Source organism: Bacteroides faecis (assembly GCF_020091505.1).
In the GTDB taxonomy this organism is placed as follows: Bacteria; Bacteroidota; Bacteroidia; order Bacteroidales; family Bacteroidaceae; genus Bacteroides; species Bacteroides faecis.
The window spans coordinates 1,756,062-1,774,793 of record NZ_CP081916.1 but is presented as its reverse complement, the minus strand read 5'-3'; the positions used below and the strand labels follow the sequence as shown (position 1 = coordinate 1,774,793).

Here is an 18,732-nt window from a genome sequence, read left to right as displayed (position 1 = left end):
GTTTACTTGTTTCTGCCAAACTTTCACACAAAAAAGTTTGGCAGAAAATATTTATCGTCCCAACAATGCTTTCTCTGCTTCTTCCATTCCACAAAAATTAAAGCCGTCAACGACTTGCTGCATCAATGCGGAGATTGCGTCATTGCAAAGATTGCCGATACTTCCTTCATGCGTATGATGTACTTGCTTGTTGTGAGTAAATTTTCCGGCTTCAATGTCCAATCCCACCTTTTTATATGCATCCCGGAAAGGCATACCTTCACGTGCCAGACGGTTCACTTCTTCTACACTGAAAATAAACAGGTATTTATCATCATCAAGGATATGCTCATTCACCTTTATCTCATTCATAATGTATGTTGTCATCTGCAAGCAGTCTTTCAATTCCTGAAATGCAGGAAGGAAAACTTCTTTTATAATCTGCAAGTCGCGAAAATAACCGGAAGGCAGATTGTTTGCAATCATCATGATTTGCTGAGGAAGTGATTGCAGCTTATTGCATTTGGCACGAGTCAACTCGAATACATCCGGATTCTTCTTATGAGGCATGATACTGGAACCGGTAGTACAATCATCCGGCAGCTTCACAAAACCGAAGTTCTGACTATTGAACATACAAGCATCAAAAGCCAGTTTGGAGATCGTTCCGGCAATGGTAGCCAATGCAAAAGCAACATTACGTTCCAATTTTCCACGCCCCATTTGTGCATACACCACATTGTAGTTCATCGAATCGAAACCGAGCAAATCAGTGGTCATCGTCCGGTTCAACGGGAAAGAAGAACCATATCCTGCCGCAGACCCCAACGGATTGCGATTGCACATCTTGAAAGCTGCCTGCAGAAATTGCATGTCATCTACCAGACTTTCGGCATAAGCACCAAACCATAAGCCAAAAGAAGAAGGCATAGCTATCTGCAAATGGGTATATCCCGGCATCAGGACATTCTTATATCGTTCACTCTGAAGGATCAACACATGAAAAAGTTGTTCGACAGCTTCCGCTATCTCACGGATTTGTGTACGGGTAAAGAGTTTAAGGTCCAGCAAAACCTGATCATTTCTCGAACGCCCACTGTGAATCTTCTTGCCGACATCTCCCAAACGGCGGGTCAGCATCAATTCTACCTGAGAATGCACATCCTCCACTCCTTCTTCTATCACAAACTCACCTTTCTCAGCCGAAGCATAAATATTTTTCAGCTCAGCCAATAACTGCTCCAGTTCTTCTTTTGTCAACAAGCCGATACTTTCGAGCATCGTAATATGAGCCATAGAACCGAGTACATCATGTTTAGCCAGATAAAGATCCATCTCCCGGTCACATCCCACCGTGAAACGTTCGATATCTTTATTTACCTGCACGGATTTTTCCCAAAGTTTCTGCGCCATAATTGTTTTAAGTAATACTTAATACTTAATACCTAATACTTATTAATATTGAATCATCGACAGCATCTCGACCATCTTCTCCAAACCGTCCTGGAGAGGCTTCTGTACCATCGCTTTCATGAACGGATTAATGTCCATACCGATAGTCAACTTTATCTTACACTCTTCTTCGGCAGTCTCTACCAACTGAATCCACATATTAAAAGGAAGTGGAGAATTGGTAGTCGCAAGTTTTATACATTTACAAGGGTCACGCTCAACAATCTGCAACGTTATCTGCCCTACAGGCGAAACATTAAAACTCAAGGTATCCGAATCGAAACTCAAATCCTGCACCTTATCTTCCGGCAAACGGTCTTTTACGGATTCCAGATTACTCAAGTCTGAAAGTTTAGCATACACACGTTCCTGACTGTAAGGTATTACCTTCACACTACTTTCAAAATTAGCCATAATTCTTTATTGGTATAAAATAAAAGAAAGAACTATCCGAACAAGGATTGTCCGAATGGTTCTTTCTTACTAAAATTTTCTGTCAAATAATACAATATTATTTTCCTGCATCCCAGTGGGCAGGGTCTTTACGCCATTCGTTCAATGTTGCAATGTCTTCTTCTTCAATATAACCTGTGCGAAGGGCAACATCAAGCACTGCCTCGTAATTAGTCAACGTCACCAAAGGTACTTTGGCATTCTTAAACGCTTCCTCTGCAACAGGGAAACCGTACGTATAGGCAGCTACCATACCAATCACTTCGCATCCGTCGCGACGAATTGCCTCTACAGCCTTCAAACTACTACCACCTGTAGAAATCAAATCTTCAACCACTACAACTTTCATACCCGGACGAAGTTCTCCTTCAATCAGGTTCTCCAATCCGTGATCTTTCGGGGTAGAACGAACATACACGAACGGCAGATTCAATGCATCAGCCACCAAAGCTCCTTGCGGAATAGCACCTGTGGCCACACCGGCAATCGCATCCACCTGTCCGAATCGTTCCAATATCAGACGTGTAATTTCAATCTTCACAAAATTACGAAGAGAAGGATAGGACAGAGTTTTACGGTTATCACAGTAAAAGGGGGATTTCCATCCAGAAGCCCATGTAAAAGGGTTAGCGGGTTGAAGTTTAATAGCTTTAATCTTCAAAAGTTTCTCCGCGAATAGTCTCTCTAAGTTTTTCATAACTAAACTAACTATTAATTATTTGCCGCAAAAGTACAGAAATTGAATGAGAATAAAAAGAAGAATCCGTTTATTTTTTAACTGAATTGTCCCTCTTCCTCCGGAAGTTCGATACAACGACGTATATCTTTGAGCTCAAAACCCCGGCTCATGGCGAATCGCATCAGCTTTCCATTCAGTTCATAGTCGTCTTTCGCATGGATACTTTTCCGCTTGGAAGCCAGCAAGTCACGAAGGATGGAAAGGTACTCTTCATCATCTATTTCATTCAGATGACGCCATGCCACGTCGGAAGGAATCTTCTTCATGTAGAGTCCCTGCGCTATTTTCATCTTCCCCCATTTGGCAAAACGAAATTTATCGTTCACAAAAGCACGACAAAAGCGTTCGTCATCAATATACTTTTCGGTTTCCAGCCGTTCAAGGATACGCGCTATGGTCTCATAGGCTATTCCCCAACGCTGTAATTTTTCATTTACTTCTGCCCGGCAATGTTCTGCGGCGGAGCAATAAGAGGCTACACGATTCAAAGCCTCTTCATCGGTTAATTGTGCACTCATCGGTTAGCTGTAAGTATTCTATCTTTTCCAAATATGTCTTTTATAACACGAACGTCTCGATATTGGTTCATTTCTATCATGCGTATCATGTCTTGTCCGTATGCCTGGTTTATTTCAAAATAGAGTTTACCGTCCGGACGGAGCAATTCACGCCCTAACTCGGCAATCCGGCGATAAAAGCGCAAAGGGTCTTCATCAGGAACGAACAGAGCAAGCTCCGGTTCCCAGTCAAGCACATTCGCTTCCATCTCTCTTTTTTCAGTCTCCGTCACATAAGGCGGGTTGCTGACAATTATATCATAAGATCCGCTCTGCGTCCCATCAGCAGAAAAAACATCCTGCCTGCAAAATGTGACCTGCGCATCCAGCTCTTCATTATTCTTTCGGGCAATAGCCAGCGCTTCTTCCGAAATATCCCAGGCATCTACTCTCGCTCCCGGCAGACTTTTGCTCAAAGAGATGGCAATACATCCGCTTCCCGTACCTATATCTAATAGGCAACGGGCATCCGGATTCTCTTTCACAATCAAACTCACCAACTCAGCTGTCTCCGGACGAGGTATCAGCACGCCGGGAGCTACCCGGAAGTTCCTTCCACCAAACTCGGCATATCCCCGAATGTACTGTATAGGCTCATTTTTCTGCAAACGGAATATAATGTTTTCTAATTCACGCTGTTTGCATGCAGATAAAATTATATCTTTGCCCATGTAAATATCAAGCGCATCCACCCCCAAAATGTCGCAACAGATCAGCATCGAAAGAGCCCTGACCTCTTCCGGTGGATAAATATCCTGCAATGACTGACGGATGTAAGTAGTGATGCGGTTCATATTTTACAATTTCGGAGTGCAAAAGTAAGAATAATATAGCGAAGAGCACCAAAATGGAAGAAGAAAAATACATGAGACGTTGTATTGAGCTGGCAAAAAACGGACAATGCAATGTCGCTCCAAACCCGATGGTAGGGGCCGTTATCGTATGTGACGGACGTATTATCGGTGAAGGATATCATATCCGCTGCGGAGAGGCGCATGCCGAAGTAAACGCGATTCGTTCCGTCAAAGACGAGTCGTTATTGAGTCGTTCCACCATTTATGTCAGCCTGGAACCTTGCTCGCATTATGGAAAAACGCCTCCCTGTGCTGATCTGATTATCGAGAAACAAATTCCCCGTATTGTAATCGGTTGCCAAGACCCTTTTTCGCAGGTTGCCGGAAGAGGGATTCAGAAGTTGCGGGACGCAGGAAGGGAAGTGATAGTGGGAGTACTGGAAAAAGAATGCCGGCATCTGATCCGACGTTTTATTACTTTCAACACACTGCACCGTCCTTTTATCACACTTAAATGGGCTGAATCAGCCGATCATTTTATAGATATCGAACGGACTGACGACAAACCTGTAGTACTGTCCTCTCCCCTTTCTTCTATGCTGGTACATAAGAAAAGAGCAGAAGCAGATGCAATCATGGTAGGCAGACGGACAGCATTGCTGGACAACCCATCACTGACTGTCCGCAACTGGTACGGACGAAATCCAATACGTATCGTTTTGGACCGTGCCCTGTCCCTTCCCCACAGCCTGCACCTGTTCGACGGGGAAGTTTCCACTATCGTATTTACAGCAGAAAAACATTCAGACGAGAAGAACGTCACATACAAGACGATTGACTTCACCCAAGATGTTTTGCCTCAAATCATGGAAGTGTTATATCAACAAAAAATACAGTCCTTACTGGTAGAAGGAGGAAGTCAATTGCTCCAATCATTCATCGACACCGAACTATGGGATGAAGTATATATTGAGAAATGTCCGTGCAAGCTGAATTCCGGTGTTAAAGCACCTGAAATAAGCGATAATTTTAGTTATTCGACAGAAGAACACTTCGACAGACAGATTTGGCGGTATGTTTTCGGAAGATGGCTAAAATAGTTCTATTCAAGGGGTTCTACGTCGATAAAAACAGCGTTATTATCTATAATTTTATATAAAACTTCCCCTTAATGTTCTATATCGGAAAAAATGTTCCTATTTTTGCAACTTGTAAATAAACACAATCTTTCAAATGAGAATAAAGTTTTTATCAATCATTGCGAGTTTTTTCATGGTGTCATTCGTTATTACGTCATGCCTTGACAATGATAACGACGTCAATTATAGTCCGGATGCGACTATACATGCGTTTGAACTTGACACTATAGGTTACGGGGTAAACTATAAATTCACAATTGACCAAATTAGTCGTTTAATATACAATGTGGATTCACTGCCTGTCAATGCTGACACGATCATTAATAAGATTCTGATCAAGACGCTGACAACAGCATCCGGAATCGTGACGATGAAAGATCAGAGTGATCAGGACTCAATCATTAATATAAATGACTCTATTGATCTGCTCAAATATGTAAATGCTCCCGAAGAAGGGAAATATCTGGTACTAAAGGTATGGGCACCGGATATGCAGACACAGAATGAATACAGAGTAAGTGTACGCATGCACCGTATGGTACCCGATTCACTTAGCTGGGGAAAAGAACCGATAGCTGCGAACCCAGCAGGAATTACCGAACAAAAACAAAAGATAGTAACATTAGGTGACAACATATTACTGTTCACCCAAAATAGTGATAAAGTATATAGTACAACGATACCGGCAGGTTCTCCTACTGATCGTTTAAACTATGGGCAAAATTGGGAGTTGAAGAATGCCACCCTTCCTGAAGGTGCTGATGTTACGTCTATTATTCGCTTCGATGAAAAGTTATACTTACTTGCCAATAATAAGGTATATAATTCCGCAGATGGTCTGATGTGGGCCGAAGATGCTGTCCTCACCCCTAGTGGAGCGACTGTTAGCAATTTGATTACCAGTTTCTCAGACAATGATGGTAGTAATCATAAAAAGATTAACGGTATTGCAAGCATAGTTGAGAAGAATGGACAGAAATACTTTAGTTTTGCAGAAAAGACTGAGAATGAATGGAATATCACAACAGGCGAGGAGATAGTGCCTGCAGAATTCCCTGTCAACAATCTGTCAGCTGATGTATACGCAACTGAGAGCGGAACATTGAATGCTATAGTAGTAGGTAATACTGCAGACGGTTTAGACAATGACACAGCTACAGTTGTTTGGGCTTCAGAAGATGGTAAAGCTTGGATTCCGATGGAAATTCCATCAAATAATAATTGTCCAAAGCTGGTAGATCCATCTATTATACATTATAATGACGCATTCTACATTTGTGGAAAAGAGAATAAAAATGATGCGAAAGGATTCCAGAAGTTCTATACATCTCCAACACTGCTTGTTTGGAAAGGTGTAGACAGAATGTTTATGCTTCCCGGGATTCTTCCTCCGGTCAAACTTGAAGGAGGAGTGACACAATATCCTTATTCCGAATACAGCTTCAAGGGAAAAGAAGTAAACTACACAATGGTAGTTGACAGAAACCATTATATATGGATGGTAGGCGGTAAAGGTATCGACAAGATCTGGCGTGGTAGAGTTAATAAACTCGGATTCCTAATACAATAAGAAGTAGTTAAATACGAACCTTATAATCAAAACATGTCCTATATAGAGAAAATAGACAAAAATCGGATTCCCCAGCATATAGCCATCATCATGGATGGGAATGGGAGATGGGCCAAGCAACGGGGAAAAGAACGAACTTACGGTCATCAGGCAGGTGCAGAAACGGTACATAAAATTATCGAAGATGCTGCACGCCTGGGGGTTAAATATCTGACTTTATATACCTTCTCCACTGAGAACTGGAATCGTCCGCAGGAAGAGGTAGCAGCTTTGATGAACCTATTACTGGACTCTATCGAAGAGGAAACTCTGATGAAGAATAATATTCGTTTCCGCATCATTGGCGATATAGAGAAATTACCTGTGGATGTACAGAAAGGACTATCATCATGTATAGCACACACTGCGAATAATACAGGGACATGTCTGGTACTGGCACTCAGCTATTCTTCCCGCTGGGAGATTACTGAAGCTGTTCGACAGATTGCACAGAAAGCGAAAACGGGAGAAATTTCTCCCGAACAAATAACAGATGAATGCATTACTACTCATCTGACCACAAACTTTATGCCCGATCCGGATTTACTGATCCGCACGGGAGGAGAAATCCGGCTAAGTAACTACCTGTTATGGCAGTGTGCTTATTCGGAGCTTTATTTTTGTGATACGTTTTGGCCGGACTTCGACAAAGAAGAACTCTGCAAAGCCATTTATGAGTATCAGCAAAGGGAGCGCCGATTCGGCAAAACAAGTGAACAAATCAGCTAACATAATCCGAAACATCAAATTATAACATAAATGCATTATCGTATTTCCTTTATATTCGTAACGTTTATCTGCCTGTTCTGCTTTGCAGTTACAGGCACTGCGCAAAATGCCGACACCGACGAAGACTCTAAACCAGTTATCTTATACTCCGGAACACCCAAAAAGTATGAGATAGCAGACATTAAGGTAGAAGGCGTAAAGAATTATGAAGACTATGTATTAATTGGTCTGTCCGGTCTGTCAGTAGGACAAACTATCACCGTGCCGGGTGATGAGATTACCGGAGCAATCAAGCGCTACTGGAAACATGGTTTATTCTCTAACGTACAGATCACTGCCGAAAAGGTGGAAGGTAACAAAATCTGGTTAAAAATAAGCCTGACGCAACGCCCCCGTATTGCGGACGTACGCTACCATGGTGTGAAAAAGTCAGAACGTACCGACCTGGAAGGTAAATTGGGTATGGTAAAAGGTATGCAGATCACTCCGAACACCGTTGACCGCGCCAAGACATTAATCAAACGTTATTTCGACGATAAAGGTTTTAAGAATGCAGAAGTGATTATCTCACAAAAAGACGATCCTGCGAACGAGAATCAGGTGATTGTGGATATCGATATCGATAAGAAGGAAAAGATTAAGGTACATGCTATCCATATTACCGGAAACTCTGCAATCAAAACATCCAAGCTGAAGAAGGTAATGAAAAAAACCAATGAAAAAGGTAAACTTCTGAACTTGTTCCGTACCAAGAAATTTGTGCCGGAGAACTTTGAAGCAGACAAGCAGCTGATCATAGATAAATACAACGAGCTGGGATATCGTGATGCTATGATCGTAAAAGACAGTATAGCGCAATACGATGAAAAGACAGTAGACGTATTTATGGATATAGACGAAGGTCAGAAGTATTACCTCCGTAATGTGACATGGGTAGGTAACACACTGTATCCGTCTGAACAGCTGAACTTCTTGCTCCGCATGAAGAAGGGTGATGTTTATAACCAGAAGTTATTGAGCGAACGTACTTCTACAGATGACGATGCAATCGGTAACTTATACTATAATAACGGTTATTTGTTCTACAATCTTGATCCGGTAGAAGTAAATATTGTCGGTGACTCCATTGACCTCGAAATGAGAATCTATGAAGGTCGTCAGGCTACTATCAATAAGATCAACATCAGCGGTAACGACCGTCTGTATGAAAATGTAGTTCGTCGTGAACTTCGTATTCGTCCGGGACAATTGTTCAGCAAAGATGACCTGATGCGTTCTTTACGTGAAATCCAGCAGATGGGACACTTCGACCCTGAAAAACTGCAACCGGATATTCAGCCGGACCCGATTAACGGAACCGTTGATATAGGTCTGCCTTTGACATCCAAAGCCAATGACCAGGTAGAATTCTCTGCCGGTTGGGGACAAACAGGTATCATCGGTAAACTGAGTCTGAAGTTTACGAACTTCTCTGTTGCCAACTTGCTGCGCCCGGGTGAAAACTATCGTGGTATCCTGCCACAAGGTGATGGACAGACATTGACCATCAGCGGTCAGACGAATGCTAAATACTATCAATCATATAGTATCTCATTCTTTGATCCTTGGTTTGGTGGAAAACGCCCGAACTCACTCTCTGTATCGGCTTTCTTCTCAGTACAGACTGACATCAGCAGCCGCTACTATAACTCCAGCTATTTCAACAACTATTACAACAGTTATTATGCAGGCTATGGTGGCTATGGCTCATACAACTACGGTAACTACAACAACTATGAGAACTATTACGACCCGGATAAATCTATTAAAATGTGGGGACTTTCTCTAGGTTGGGGTAAACGTCTGAAATGGCCGGATGACTACTTTACATTGTCTGCAGAATTGGCTTACCAACGCTACAATCTGAAAGACTGGCAGTACTTCCCGGTAACCAACGGTAAATGTAATGACCTTAGCATTTCATTGACTTTGGCCCGTAACTCTATTGACAACCCGATCTTCCCGCGTACAGGTTCGGACTTCTCGCTGTCAGTGCAGTTCACACCGCCGTACTCATTGTTTGATGGTAAAGACTATAAAGGCTATTTCTATGATGCGGACAATGAACGCATTACTCAAGACAACATGAACAAACTTCATAGATGGGTTGAGTACCACAAATGGAAATTTAAAGCCAAAACATATACTCCGTTGATGGACTATATAGCACATCCTAAGTGTCTGGTATTGATGACACGTACGGAATTCGGTTTGTTAGGTCATTACAACAAATATAAGAAATCACCGTTCGGTACATTCGACGTAGGTGGTGACGGTATGACTGGTTACTCCAGCTACGCTACAGAAAGTATTGCTTTGCGTGGTTACGAAAACAGCTCATTGACACCATACGGAAAAGAAGGATATGCTTATGCACGCCTTGGTATCGAATTAAGATATCCGTTGATGCTGGAAACAAGTACCAACATTTATGTGTTAGGTTTCCTAGAAGCAGGTAACGCATGGCATGATATCTCTAAATTCAATCCGTTCGACTTGAAACGTTCTGCCGGTGTCGGCGTTCGTATTTTCTTGCCGATGATTGGTATGATGGGGATCGATTGGGGTTATGGTTTCGATAAGATTTTCGGTAGTAAGGAATACGGCGGTAGCCAGTTCCACTTTATTTTAGGACAAGAATTCTAACAAAAACATGATTTTAATATATAACCACATTCAAAACTAATTATTATGAAAACAAACTATTTATTATTAGGAGCAATTGCTCTATTATCTGCTTGTGCGCAAGAAGAATTCAATGATTCTAAAACAGAAATAGGGACCAATAAAAATGAAAATGTACTATTGAAATCCCAAGATTACAATATCATACATTTCAATAGTACAAAGCATTTTTTTGAATGTTATGATTCTTTGTTTATCAAAGATTATGATGAACAACTAGCATGGACTACTTCTAAAACCTCCAATTCTCTTTTGAAAAATGCCGACTTATGTACAGATACGATAATGTTATCTATGCCTAAAGCATTCCAAGCACTTTTCAATAAAGATCTCGAAGTAGCTATAAACGATTCTATACTAAAATATGATAATGGAAAGCTATATTTAGTAGAAATCAATAATAAAAAGATCTCAACTCCCATTCTATGCGGTGAAACGGATGCTTCTCCTGTAGAATGTAAAGTACAAACAAGAGAAGGTGGATATTTAGGCTATAATGGCATAGGGTTCAGCCATCAGTATAATTTTAGACGTGCATCTTCCAAATATAAATTTAATTATGTACATGAACTTAAATCATATACAACCAGAGTAAATGATTATGTAGCACAAGTTCTTGGTTTTATGGTTAAACTTGAATACAGAGGTCGTGGTAGTTGGAAAGAAGCTAGTGAACCAAGAGATATAACCATGGACTTGAGATGTAGTGTAGCTGCATCAAGTGGTGGTTCAAATTTTGCATTTTGGGATATTGGAAAACGAACATTTACTAGAAGACAATGGAATATAGAAATTCCTGTTGCAAGAATTGTGCCCAATAATGTACCAGAACGTCAACGTCAATGGCTAATAACAATCGTTGGAACAATTTCTCAAACAATATCGGGTGAAAATGATACCAGATGGAATGATAAATTTTAAAAAACAGATATAATTGAAGCGCTATTAATTAAAATCATGTATATTTGTGTTTGAGATTTCTAGGAATCTCAAACACAAATAATTATATTATACTTATAAACTGAACATTATGAGAAAGTCTATTCTATCCATTATGTTACTGTTTGCCATCAGTATGGCAGCTAGTGCACAAAAATTTGCATTGATCGATACGGAGTATATTCTGAAAAATATTCCGGCCTATCAAAGCGCTAATGAGCAATTGCAACAAGCTACGAAGAAATATCAAGGTGAAGTAGAAGCTATTGCCAAGGAAGCACAGAAGATGTTCCAGGACTACCAGGCCCAGTCCTCTACTCTTTCTGCGGCTCAAAAGACTAAGAAAGAAGATGAGATTGTAGCGAAAGAGAAATCCGCTGCCGAACTGAAGCGTACATACTTCGGTCCGGAAGGCGAACTGGCTAAGATGCAGGAAAAGCTAATTAATCCGATTCAGGATGAAATATATGCCGCTGTAAAAGAACTGTCTCAACTACACGGATATGATCTTGTACTTGACAGAGCATCCGCTGCAGGCATCATTTTTGCCAATCCTCGTATTGATATTAGCGATGAAGTGCTGAGAAAATTAGGATATTCAAATTAATTTCATACATTTGCATCGAAAATAACTAAAAATCATTCAAATAAATTATAGAACTATGCTAAAAAAAATTGCACTTGTATTGTTGCTTGCACTCCCAATGGGTGTATTTGCACAAAATCTGAAATTCGGTCATATTAATGCTCAGGAGATTGTTTCTGCAATGCCTGAATTTGCTAAGGCACAATCTGACATCGAAGCATTAGACAAACAACTGACCAGCGAATTACAAAGAACTCAGGAAGAATTCAACAAGAAATATCAGGAATTCCAGCAAGCTATCGCTAAGGACTCTCTTCCTGCTAATATTGCTGAGAGAAGACAAAAAGAACTGCAGGATATGATGCAAAGACAAGAGCAGTTCCAACAGGAAGCTCAACAGCAGATGCAGAAAGCACAAGCTGATGCTATGGCTCCTATCTACAAAAAGTTGGACGATGCAATCAAAGCTGTAGGTGCTGCTGAAGGCGTGATTTACATCTTCGACCTTGCAAGAACTCCGGTTGCTTATGTAAATGAGTCACAAAGTATCAATCTGACTCCAAAAGTAAAAACGCAGCTTGGCATTAAATAAAAAGCTATAAGCGAAAGAAATAACGAAAGGGAAAGAGAAAAGAAGATCATGCTTCTTTCTCTTTCCCTTTTTTCATGTAACTTTGCGTATATAAATTATCATTCATCATGAAGCAACAACTATCTCATATACCCGGCCCTATCGGAGTCTTTGATTCTGGATACGGCGGTCTGACAATTCTCGAAAAAATAAGAGAAGTGCTACCGGAATACGACTATATCTATTTGGGAGATAATGCCCGTGCTCCTTATGGTACCCGTTCTTTTGAGATTGTATATGAGTTTACCCTGCAAGCAGTCAATAAACTATTTGAGATGGGTTGCCATCTAGTGATACTGGCATGCAATACAGCTTCTGCCAAAGCACTACGCAGCATACAGATGAATGATCTGCCGGAGCTTGATCCCGACCGTCGCGTACTGGGAGTGATTCGTCCCACAGTAGAATGTATCGGAGATATTACACAGAACCGGCATGTCGGCATACTGGCAACATCAGGTACCATCAAATCCGAATCTTATCCATTGGAGATACATAAATTATTTCCGGAAATTCAAGTGAGCGGAATAGCTTGCCCGATGTGGGTGGCACTGGTTGAGAATAATGAGTCACAAAACGAAGGTGCAGATTATTTCATCAAGAAATATATTGACCAGCTACTATCTGAAGATCCTCTGATCGACACGATGATTCTGGGCTGTACACACTATCCCATCTTATTCCCTAAAATACGGGAATATACTCCGGACGGTATCCGCGTCATTGCTCAGGGGGAATATGTAGCCGAAAGCCTAAAAGATTATCTGCACAGACACCCGGAAATGGACGCTAAATGCACCCGTAACGGGAATTGTTTGTTTTATACAACAGAAGCGGAAGAGAAATTCACCGAATCTGCCTCTACCTTCCTGAAGGAGCAGATCAGCGTGAAACGAATTTCTCTTGAATAAATTCAGAAAAGAATAACCATTTGTCCCTCTTTTTTGTTATATTTGTAAATAAACAAACCTCTAATGCCACACAATTATGAAAGAAGAAGATTATAGCAGATCCGTAGAAGTATTCTCAGGCTCTCCATGGGAAGCAGAAATCATCAAAGGATTATTGGAAAGCAATAATATCCGTTGTGTCATCAAGGATGGCATTATGGGGACATTAGCTCCTTATATTGCTCCCGCCGTATCCATTCTCGTCACTGAAGAGGAGTACGAAGCAGCTACTGAATTAATCAGAAGCCGCAACGAGAAAGATACTGACTGATGCGATCCAATCCTGTCTGGATATTCTCCAGAGAGTTCGCATAGGAGAAACGTACATATCCTTCACCTCCCGTTCCAAAATCAATACCGGGAGTAATACCGACATGCGCATTTTCGAGCACATCGAATGCGAAACGATAAGAGTCGGCAGTGAATTTGCGTGCGTCGGCAAAGATATAAAAAGCTCCCTGAGGCTCTACTTTTATTTTAAATCCCATTTCCCGAAGCCGGGTAATCATATACCGGCGACGTTCGTCATAGATGTGTTTCATCCGTTCCACATCCGTATCTGCCTGCCGTAATGCCGCTATTCCGGCTTGCTGTGCTATGCTGGACGCACAGATAAACAGGTTCTGCTGCAACTTCTGCAAAGAACGCATACAGGATTTCGGTGCGATCAGATAACCTAAACGCAGTCCTGTCATTGCGAATCGTTTGGAGAATCCATTCAAGACAAAAGCCTTATCAGTATATTCAAGAATACTATGCGCGCGCCCTTCATAGACAAGTCCATGATAAATTTCATCAGAAATAATGGGGACACCCAATGAGGCAACCTCTTTCAGAAAGCTTTCATCCAACAACATTCCCGTCGGATTCATCGGCGAATTAATAAAGATAGCCGCTGTATGCGGAGTCACACATTTACGGATCGCTTCTATATCATATTGCAGTCCGTTCTCCTCTGACAAAGGCACCAGAACAGGTTTTGCCTGGGCAGCCAGCACAAAATTGCGATAACAAGCATAACCCGGATTAGAAAGTATCACCTCACTATCCGAATTGCAAAGCAACATCAGCACCAGAAGAATAGACGGAGAAGAGCCGGAAGTGACCACGATACAGTCCGGATCAACGACCACTCCATATTCACGTTGATAAAATGCGGCTATCTCCCCGCGTAGTTCCGGATCGCCCAATGAATGGGTATAGTGTGTAAGATGTTGATCATAAGCAGCCTTGGCGGCTTCTGCCACACAAGACGGTACATCAAAGTCCGGTTCACCCACTTCCAGGTGGACAACGTCAATGCCTTGTTTTTGTAATTCATTAGCTCGTTCCAACACATCCATCACAATGAAGGAGGTCATCTGTTCTACTTGAGGATTGGTATGTTTCATTGTTTTTCTTTTATCTATCAGGCTGCAAAGATAATTCTTTTCAGCCTGTTTTTGTAACATATCGACAAAAAGCTCTATATTTGTGCTTTCAAATCGTTAGTAAAAATGGAACAGGAATTTACACGAATAGCAGTAAAAGTAGGTAGTAACGTATTGGCACGTCGCGACGGTACATTAGACGTCACACGCATGTCGGCACTCGTCGATCAGATTGCAGAGTTAGACAAATCCGGAGTAGAGATTATCCTCATATCTTCAGGAGCCGTCGCTTCAGGACGCAGTGAGATACACCCGCAGAAAAAGCTCGACAGTGTAGATCAACGTCAATTATTCTCTGCAGTAGGGCAGGCTAAACTGATAAACCGCTACTATGAACTTTTCCGCGAGCACGGGATTCCGGTAGGACAAGTACTGACTACCAAAGAAAACTTCAGTACCCGCCGCCATTATCTGAACCAGAAGAATTGCATGACAGTGATGCTGGAAAACGGAGTGATCCCTATTGTCAACGAGAATGATACGATTTCTGTCAGCGAGCTTATGTTTACAGACAATGATGAGTTGTCGGGCCTCATCGCTTCTATGATGGATGCACAAGCGCTGATCATCCTCAGCAACATAGACGGGATTTACAATGGTTCTCCTGCAGATCCGGAATCATCGGTCATTCGCGAGATTGAACATGGCAAAGACCTGTCCAGTTATATCCAGGCTTCCAAATCCAGTTTCGGTCGCGGAGGTATGCTGACAAAAACAAATATAGCCCGAAAAGTAGCAGATGAAGGCATTACAGTCATTATAGCCAATGGCAAGAGGGACAATATTCTGGTAGATCTGCTGCAACACCCGGAAGAAACGATTTGTACCCGTTTTATTCCTTCGAATGAACCAGTGTCCAGCGTAAAGAAATGGATTGCCCATAGCGAAGGTTTTGCCAAAGGCGAAATTCACATCAATGAATGTGCCACTGATATATTAAATTCGGAGAAGGCTGCAAGTATCCTCCCGATTGGAATTACACATATTGAAGGCGAATTCGAAAAAGATGAAATAGTCCGCATCATGGACTTCCAGGGAAATCAGGTCGGTGTAGGAAAGGCAAACTGTGATTCCAAACAAGCACGGGAAGCCATGGGCAAGCACGGTAAAAAGCCGGTAGTACACTATGACTACCTATACATCGAGTAGATTTATTTCATTTTTCAACGGGCTTTGTGCCCATCATTCGCTATATTTGCACTGTTCATCTTTCTATTTAACGTAAAAAAGGAGCAAATGACTACAAATTTAAACGAAACCTTCGCTGCCGTACAAGCTGCCAGTCGTGAACTGGCTTTACTGAGTGATGATATCATCAATCAGATACTGAATGCGGTAGCGGATGCTACCATTGCCGAAACAGCCTTCATTCTTTCAGAGAATGAGAAGGACCTGGCACGGATGGATCAAAGTAATCCGAAATACGACCGGTTGAAACTTACGGCAGAGAGACTGAAAGGTATCGCTGACGATACACGTAATGTAGCAACCCTTCCTTCTCCTTTAGGAAGAATCCTGAAAGAAACAACTCGTCCGAACGGAATGAAGCTGACAAAGATCAGCGTACCTTTTGGAGTCATAGGCATTATCTATGAGGCTCGCCCGAACGTTAGTTTCGACGTATTCTCCCTTTGCCTGAAGAGTGGCAATGCCTGCATCCTGAAAGGTGGAAGCGATGCAGACGATTCTAATCGTGCCATCATCAGCATTATTCATAAAGTGCTGAAGAAGTTCAACGTCAATCCGCATATAGTAGAACTACTCCCTGCCGACAGGGAAGCCACTGCCGCTTTGCTGAATGCAGTAGGATTTGTTGACCTCATCATTCCGAGAGGAAGCAGCAATCTGATAAACTTTGTACGCGAGAATGCGCGGATTCCTGTGATTGAAACAGGAGCAGGTATATGTCATACTTATTTTGACGAGTTTGGTGACACAACAAAAGGAGCCGACATTATCCATAATGCCAAAACACGTCGTGTCAGTGTCTGCAATGCGTTGGATTGTACCATTATCCACGAAAAACGCCTGACTGACCTGCCGGCACTCTGCGATAAACTGAAAGAAAGCAATGTAATCGTCTATGCAGATGCCCAGGCTTACCGGGCACTGGAGGGGTATTATCCCGCAGAATTACTGGTACCTGCCACTACAGAAAGCTTCGGAACCGAGTTCCTGGATTATAAAATGGCCGTCAAGACTGTGAAAAGCTTTGAAGACGCATTGGGACATATACAAGAAAACAGTTCAAAACACAGCGAATGTATCATCACTGAAAACAAAGAACGTGCGGCCTTGTTCACTAAGATAGTAGATGCAGCCTGTGTATACACCAATGTTTCTACCGCCTTCACAGATGGCGCCCAGTTTGGTTTAGGTGCTGAAATCGGCATCAGTACCCAAAAGCTGCATGCCCGTGGTCCGATGGGACTGGAAGAAATCACTTCCTACAAATGGGTGATTGAAGGAGACGGGCAAACCAGATGGTAAAACAAAACGGTGACCACAGGGCATAAGACATGAATCAGGGTTGATAAACCGTAAACAACAGATTGGATAATAACGATTAATGATAGATAAAATGAAGAAATTTACTTGTGTACAGGACATCGGCGATTTAAAATCAGCCCTTGCAGAAGCATTTGAAATTAAAAAGGACCGCTTCAAATATGTAGAATTGGGACGAAACAAGACATTGATGATGATCTTCTTCAACTCCAGTCTTCGTACTCGTCTTAGCACACAGAAAGCTGCTATTAATTTGGGAATGAATGTGATGGTCCTAGACATCAACCAAGGCGCCTGGAAGCTGGAAACAGAACGTGGCGTCATCATGGACGGTGACAAACCGGAGCACCTGCTGGAAGCCATTCCCGTGATGGGCTGTTATTGCGATATCATCGGAGTACGCTCCTTTGCCCGTTTCGAAGATCGTGAGTTTGACTATCAAGAGACCATCCTCAATCAGTTTATTCAATATTCCGGACGTCCGGTATTCTCTATGGAAGCAGCTACGCGGCATCCGCTGCAAAGTTTTGCCGATTTGATTACCATTGAAGAATACAAAAAGACCGCACGCCCTAAAGTCGTCATGACTTGGGCTCCGCATCCCCGTCCATTGCCACAGGCTGTTCCCAATTCTTTTGCCGAATGGATGAATGCCACTGATTACGATTTCGTGATCACCCATCCGAAAGGATATGAGTTAGCTCCGCAATTTGTAGGAAATGCCAAGGTAGAGTATGACCAGATGAAAGCTTTCGAAGGAGCAGACTTTATATATGCCAAGAACTGGGCTGCTTATGCAGGAGACAACTACGGGCAGATATTAAGCAAAGACCGCGAGTGGACAGTCAGCGACCGCCAGATGGCAGTAACCAACAATGCATTCTTTATGCACTGCCTGCCTGTCCGTAGAAATATGATTGTTACAGACGATGTGATTGAAAGTCCTCAGTCTATTGTTATTCCTGAAGCTGCCAACCGTGAAATATCGGCTACGGTAGTTTTGAAGAGATTGATTGAAGGGCTATAAAAGTACTAAAGACCGTTCTCATCATTATGAGAGAAAACGCCCCCTATTACAGTGAGCTGTTTTTTCATAATGATGAGAACGGTCTTTTAGTGTTCTATTTCTTTTCCGGCTGCCTGCCAGGCATTGAATCCTTTGCCAAGCTCTATAACCTTATACCCTTTTTCACTAAGAATCGCAGCAGCTTTCTTGCTTCGTTTACCGCTACGGCAATACAGAGCTACCGGTTTGCTCTTTTGCAACAACGAATCCGCCATTGAAGCAAAAGAGTCATCCATCACATTAATATTGATTGTTCTGGCAATATGTCCTTCTGAATATTCAGCCAGTGTACGGACATCCAGACGCTGCACTTCTTCATCCTGAATGAAAGAATCGAACTCATCTACATTCACCGTTTTAAAATCTCCTTTCTGCTGACAGGAGAAAAGAGAAGAGAGAAATAAAAATAACCCCACGACTAATTGATTCATTTTAAACATATACACT

19 protein-coding genes are annotated in these 18,732 nt (G+C 42.1%); 12 read left to right on the top strand and 7 right to left on the bottom strand.

The annotated features are described in order from the left end of the window. Positions 1-51: 51 nt before the first annotated feature. The 5 genes from argH to prmC form a co-directional block, all read right to left on the bottom strand. Positions 52-1,392 carry an argininosuccinate lyase gene (gene argH, locus K6V30_RS07065; protein WP_055269122.1) on the bottom strand — a complete coding sequence of 447 codons (1,341 nt, stop codon included), beginning with the start codon at positions 1,390-1,392 and terminating at the stop codon, positions 52-54. 42 nt (positions 1,393-1,434) lie between these two features. Then, positions 1,435-1,845, bottom strand: coding sequence for an SRPBCC family protein (locus K6V30_RS07060; protein ID WP_055269121.1), 411 nt, complete (start codon positions 1,843-1,845; stop codon positions 1,435-1,437). 97 nt (positions 1,846-1,942) lie between these two features. Further along, on the bottom strand, positions 1,943-2,581 hold the full coding sequence (gene pyrE, locus K6V30_RS07055; RefSeq protein WP_010536389.1) for an orotate phosphoribosyltransferase: 639 nt from the start codon (positions 2,579-2,581) through the stop codon (positions 1,943-1,945). A 77-nt stretch (positions 2,582-2,658) separates the two neighbouring features. After that, entirely contained in the window at positions 2,659-3,141 is a 483-nt protein-coding gene (locus K6V30_RS07050; RefSeq protein WP_010536388.1) for a regulatory protein RecX, read from the bottom strand. Then, a complete protein-coding gene (gene prmC, locus K6V30_RS07045; RefSeq protein ID WP_055269120.1) occupies positions 3,138-3,974 on the bottom strand; it encodes a peptide chain release factor N(5)-glutamine methyltransferase in 837 nt (278 codons plus the stop codon). The genes K6V30_RS07050 and prmC overlap by 4 nt, the downstream gene beginning before the upstream one ends. Before the next feature lie 53 nt (positions 3,975-4,027). On the opposite strand from prmC, the gene ribD reads away from it, so the two are divergent. The 9 genes from ribD to K6V30_RS07000 all read left to right on the top strand — a co-directional run bounded on the left by ribD (position 4,028) and on the right by K6V30_RS07000 (position 13,552). Next, on the top strand, positions 4,028-5,074 hold the full coding sequence (gene ribD / locus K6V30_RS07040; protein ID WP_055269119.1) for a bifunctional diaminohydroxyphosphoribosylaminopyrimidine deaminase/5-amino-6-(5-phosphoribosylamino)uracil reductase RibD: 1,047 nt from the start codon (positions 4,028-4,030) through the stop codon (positions 5,072-5,074). 133 nt (positions 5,075-5,207) lie between these two features. Continuing rightward, positions 5,208-6,683, top strand: a complete 1,476-nt coding sequence (locus tag K6V30_RS07035; protein ID WP_055269118.1) for a BamI family beta-barrel-assembly machinery protein — start codon at positions 5,208-5,210, stop codon at positions 6,681-6,683. Positions 6,684-6,716: 33 nt separating this feature from the next. Then, positions 6,717-7,451 (top strand): isoprenyl transferase, encoded by a 735-nt coding sequence (locus K6V30_RS07030; RefSeq protein ID WP_010536384.1) that lies wholly within the window; start codon positions 6,717-6,719, stop codon positions 7,449-7,451. Between the two features lie 30 nt (positions 7,452-7,481). Then, the gene (locus tag K6V30_RS07025; protein WP_010536383.1) at positions 7,482-10,136 is read left to right on the top strand and encodes a BamA/OMP85 family outer membrane protein; all 2,655 of its coding nucleotides are present in this window, start codon (positions 7,482-7,484) and stop codon (positions 10,134-10,136) included. A gap of 45 nt (positions 10,137-10,181) precedes the next feature. Continuing rightward, positions 10,182-11,096, top strand: a complete 915-nt coding sequence (locus tag K6V30_RS07020; RefSeq protein WP_010536382.1) for a hypothetical protein — start codon at positions 10,182-10,184, stop codon at positions 11,094-11,096. 109 nt (positions 11,097-11,205) lie between these two features. After that, entirely contained in the window at positions 11,206-11,721 is a 516-nt protein-coding gene (locus K6V30_RS07015) for an OmpH/Skp family outer membrane protein (protein WP_022301838.1), read from the top strand. Between the two features lie 55 nt (positions 11,722-11,776). Next, complete coding sequence (locus K6V30_RS07010; RefSeq protein WP_010536380.1) at positions 11,777-12,292, top strand: OmpH/Skp family outer membrane protein; 516 nt, start codon at positions 11,777-11,779, stop codon at positions 12,290-12,292. 107 nt (positions 12,293-12,399) lie between these two features. Continuing rightward, positions 12,400-13,242, top strand: coding sequence for a glutamate racemase (gene murI, locus K6V30_RS07005; protein WP_010536379.1), 843 nt, complete (start codon positions 12,400-12,402; stop codon positions 13,240-13,242). A gap of 76 nt (positions 13,243-13,318) precedes the next feature. Next, positions 13,319-13,552, top strand: coding sequence for a DUF2007-related protein (locus K6V30_RS07000; protein WP_010536378.1), 234 nt, complete (start codon positions 13,319-13,321; stop codon positions 13,550-13,552). Here the strand turns inward: K6V30_RS07000 and K6V30_RS06995 are convergent. After that, positions 13,521-14,672 carry a pyridoxal phosphate-dependent aminotransferase gene (locus K6V30_RS06995; RefSeq protein WP_029425255.1) on the bottom strand — a complete coding sequence of 384 codons (1,152 nt, stop codon included), beginning with the start codon at positions 14,670-14,672 and terminating at the stop codon, positions 13,521-13,523. The genes K6V30_RS07000 and K6V30_RS06995 overlap by 32 nt on opposite strands. A 105-nt stretch (positions 14,673-14,777) precedes the next feature. Here K6V30_RS06995 and proB point away from each other — a divergent pair, with 105 nt between their 5' ends. From proB to K6V30_RS06980, 3 genes are all read left to right on the top strand, one after another. Beyond that, entirely contained in the window at positions 14,778-15,860 is a 1,083-nt protein-coding gene (gene proB / locus K6V30_RS06990) for a glutamate 5-kinase (protein ID WP_010536376.1), read from the top strand. A gap of 87 nt (positions 15,861-15,947) precedes the next feature. Then, on the top strand, positions 15,948-17,201 hold the full coding sequence (locus tag K6V30_RS06985; protein WP_010536375.1) for a glutamate-5-semialdehyde dehydrogenase: 1,254 nt from the start codon (positions 15,948-15,950) through the stop codon (positions 17,199-17,201). Between the two features lie 91 nt (positions 17,202-17,292). After that, positions 17,293-18,246: a Rossmann-fold NAD(P)-binding domain-containing protein gene (locus K6V30_RS06980; RefSeq protein ID WP_010536374.1), complete on the top strand. Its 954-nt coding sequence runs from the start codon at positions 17,293-17,295 to the stop codon at positions 18,244-18,246. Positions 18,247-18,332: 86 nt separating this feature from the next. On the opposite strand, the gene K6V30_RS06975 is transcribed toward K6V30_RS06980, so the two are convergent. Beyond that, positions 18,333-18,725 carry a rhodanese-like domain-containing protein gene (locus K6V30_RS06975; RefSeq protein WP_010536373.1) on the bottom strand — a complete coding sequence of 131 codons (393 nt, stop codon included), beginning with the start codon at positions 18,723-18,725 and terminating at the stop codon, positions 18,333-18,335. Between the last annotated feature and the right edge of the window lie 7 nt (positions 18,726-18,732).

Excerpts from the sequence above, each read along its gene's own strand:
- K6V30_RS07030 (WP_010536384.1), top strand. The coding sequence starts at position 6,717 with ATGTCCTATATAGAGAAAATAGACAAAAATCGGATTCCCCAGCATATA.
- K6V30_RS07035 (WP_055269118.1), top strand. The coding sequence starts at position 5,208 with ATGAGAATAAAGTTTTTATCAATCATTGCGAGTTTTTTCATGGTGTCA.
- K6V30_RS06980 (WP_010536374.1), top strand. The coding sequence starts at position 17,293 with ATGAAGAAATTTACTTGTGTACAGGACATCGGCGATTTAAAATCAGCC.
- prmC (WP_055269120.1), bottom strand. The coding sequence starts at position 3,974 with ATGAACCGCATCACTACTTACATCCGTCAGTCATTGCAGGATATTTAT.
- K6V30_RS07015 (WP_022301838.1), top strand. The coding sequence starts at position 11,206 with ATGAGAAAGTCTATTCTATCCATTATGTTACTGTTTGCCATCAGTATG.
- K6V30_RS07010 (WP_010536380.1), top strand. The coding sequence starts at position 11,777 with ATGCTAAAAAAAATTGCACTTGTATTGTTGCTTGCACTCCCAATGGGT.
- K6V30_RS07020 (WP_010536382.1), top strand. The coding sequence starts at position 10,182 with ATGAAAACAAACTATTTATTATTAGGAGCAATTGCTCTATTATCTGCT.
- K6V30_RS06985 (WP_010536375.1), top strand. The coding sequence starts at position 15,948 with ATGACTACAAATTTAAACGAAACCTTCGCTGCCGTACAAGCTGCCAGT.
- K6V30_RS07000 (WP_010536378.1), top strand. The coding sequence starts at position 13,319 with ATGAAAGAAGAAGATTATAGCAGATCCGTAGAAGTATTCTCAGGCTCT.
- K6V30_RS06995 (WP_029425255.1), bottom strand. The coding sequence starts at position 14,672 with ATGAAACATACCAATCCTCAAGTAGAACAGATGACCTCCTTCATTGTG.
- K6V30_RS07025 (WP_010536383.1), top strand. The coding sequence starts at position 7,482 with ATGCATTATCGTATTTCCTTTATATTCGTAACGTTTATCTGCCTGTTC.
- K6V30_RS07060 (WP_055269121.1), bottom strand. The coding sequence starts at position 1,845 with ATGGCTAATTTTGAAAGTAGTGTGAAGGTAATACCTTACAGTCAGGAA.
- K6V30_RS07050 (WP_010536388.1), bottom strand. The coding sequence starts at position 3,141 with ATGAGTGCACAATTAACCGATGAAGAGGCTTTGAATCGTGTAGCCTCT.
- proB (WP_010536376.1), top strand. The coding sequence starts at position 14,778 with ATGGAACAGGAATTTACACGAATAGCAGTAAAAGTAGGTAGTAACGTA.
- K6V30_RS06975 (WP_010536373.1), bottom strand. The coding sequence starts at position 18,725 with ATGTTTAAAATGAATCAATTAGTCGTGGGGTTATTTTTATTTCTCTCT.
- argH (WP_055269122.1), bottom strand. The coding sequence starts at position 1,392 with ATGGCGCAGAAACTTTGGGAAAAATCCGTGCAGGTAAATAAAGATATC.
- murI (WP_010536379.1), top strand. The coding sequence starts at position 12,400 with ATGAAGCAACAACTATCTCATATACCCGGCCCTATCGGAGTCTTTGAT.
- ribD (WP_055269119.1), top strand. The coding sequence starts at position 4,028 with ATGGAAGAAGAAAAATACATGAGACGTTGTATTGAGCTGGCAAAAAAC.
- pyrE (WP_010536389.1), bottom strand. The coding sequence starts at position 2,581 with ATGAAAAACTTAGAGAGACTATTCGCGGAGAAACTTTTGAAGATTAAA.